At 71.0% G+C, this 1,881-nt stretch carries 1 protein-coding gene and 1 pseudogene; one reads left to right on the top strand and one right to left on the bottom strand.

Going from position 1 to position 1,881, the window contains the following annotated elements:
- Nucleotides 1–903 (bottom strand): annotated as a pseudogene (locus AC1D15_RS29815) (hypothetical protein); the annotation flags it as partial.
- 199 nt (nucleotides 904–1,102) lie between these two features.
- On the opposite strand from AC1D15_RS29815, the gene AC1D15_RS29810 reads away from it, so the two are divergent.
- Nucleotides 1,103–1,881: FAD-dependent oxidoreductase (locus tag AC1D15_RS29810; RefSeq protein WP_477828865.1), on the top strand; the 779-nt coding region annotated here is incomplete at its 3' end.

Below are 1,881 nucleotides of genomic sequence, written 5' to 3'. Positions count from 1 at the left end.
CGGTGTGGCCAGCGGCAGCGTCGGGGTCGGCGCGACCGGCGGGGGCACGGAGTTCGAGAATGAACCGACCGGGCGAGGCGCCATCGGCGGCATCGCCGTGGGCGCGGCCTGCGTGGCTTTCGCCGCCGGCCGCGGATTCCCCACGCCTTGCTCGCGCAGCTTGTTCCAGGTGCCGCTGATGAAGCCCCAGGCGTCGGCCGGGCGGGTCACCTGCGGCGTCGTGCGCACGTTCACGCCGGTGCCGCGGCCCATGTCGGTGCCGAAGCTCGCGAGCGTGGCGGTGGTGGCCGTCAGCGGCAGCAGCAGCATGTGCCGGTTGAACCACGGGCCGGTCACCATCGCCTCGTGCAGCGGCTTCAGCGTCGATTCGAGCAGGTGCGCCGGCAGCGCGCCGACCATCAGCACCGCCAGCTGGCTGTAGCCCATCAGCACGCGGGCCAGCGCCAGCCGCGCCGTGGTGTCGGCATCGGCCTGCGTGGTGTACAGCCGCAGCAGGCTGCCGTCGGTGCCGGGGAAATCGAGGAACTCCAGCGTCGCGAGCGGCGTGCCGTAACCCTGGCGGCGGATCACGAGCTTCTGCAGCGAGCGGTTGCTGGCGGCGGCCACGCCGGCCAGCAGCTTGCGCGACGACACGGTGCCCACGTCGTGCAGCGCGATGTAGTCGGGGTGCAGCAGCTCGAACTGCTGCTGCATCGCCTCGGCCGGGTCGCACGAGACGAACAGCTCGCGCTGGTCGGCGCTGACCTGGCGGCCGATGTCGCGCTGTTCTTCGGGAACGTCGTCCGCGTCGTCGCCGAGGATCTGGGTGGCCACCACGGTCTGCGCGCGCGTGGCCTGCCAGCCGTCGGCGGCGTCGCCCTGCGCGAATGCAGCGTCGGTGGAAGAAGGGGGAATGCTCGACATGGGGACTTGCTGCTGGGGATGAACCTGACGGGGCAGTGTAGGAGCTTGTTTCAGGATGTGACAGGGGCAAAGGTCGCAAAAAACCACGCCTTTCTCCGCCGACTTGGGGCTTGACGCGCGGCCGCGCATTTGCCATGGGCGCCCAGGGGTGCAGGGGGGCGCCGATAGAATCGCCCGTCTCCCACTCTGCGTCCGCCTCATGGCCTCGTCGCGCGCTGAAGCTGTTTCCTCCCTGCCGGTCGTGATCGTCGGCGCGGGCCTGGCGGGATTGACCGTCGCGCTGCACATCGCGCAGACCCGGCCGGTGGTCGTGCTGGCCAAGCGCAACCTCGACGAGGCCGCGACCGCCTGGGCGCAGGGCGGCATCGTCGGCGTGCTCGGCACCGACGACAGCATCGATTCCCATGTGCGCGACACGCAGGACGCCGGCGCCGGCCTGGTCGACGAGCACACCGCGCGCTTCATCGCGCAGCACAGCGCGCAGGCGATCGAATGGCTGGTCGAGCGCGGCGTGCCGTTCTCGCCCGATCCCGAGGGCCCGCTCGGCCTGCACCTGACGCGCGAAGGCGGCCACGCGGTGCGCCGCATCGCGCATGCCGCCGATGCCACCGGCAAGGCGATCCACGACGTGCTGCTCGCCGAGGTGAAGCGCCACCCGAACATCCGGATGCTCGAGCGCTGGATGGCGGTCGACCTGATCACCTCGCGCCACCTGAAGCGCGACGAGCTGCCGCGCTGCTACGGCATCTACGCGCTCGACATCGACCGCCAGCGCGTCGAGACACTGGCGGCGTCGGCGGTCGTGATGGCCACCGGCGGCGCCGGCAAGGTGTACCGCTACACGACCAACCCCGACACCTCCACCGGCGATGGCATCGCGATGGCGTGGCGGGCCGGCTGCCGCGTCGGCAACATGGAGTTCATCCAGTTCCACCCGACCTGCCTGTACCACCCGCAGGAGCGCAGCTTCCTGATCAC

The sequence above is a fragment of the Rhizobacter sp. P2_H2 genome (assembly GCF_056403375.1).
This window is presented reverse-complemented; position numbering and strand designations above follow the sequence as displayed.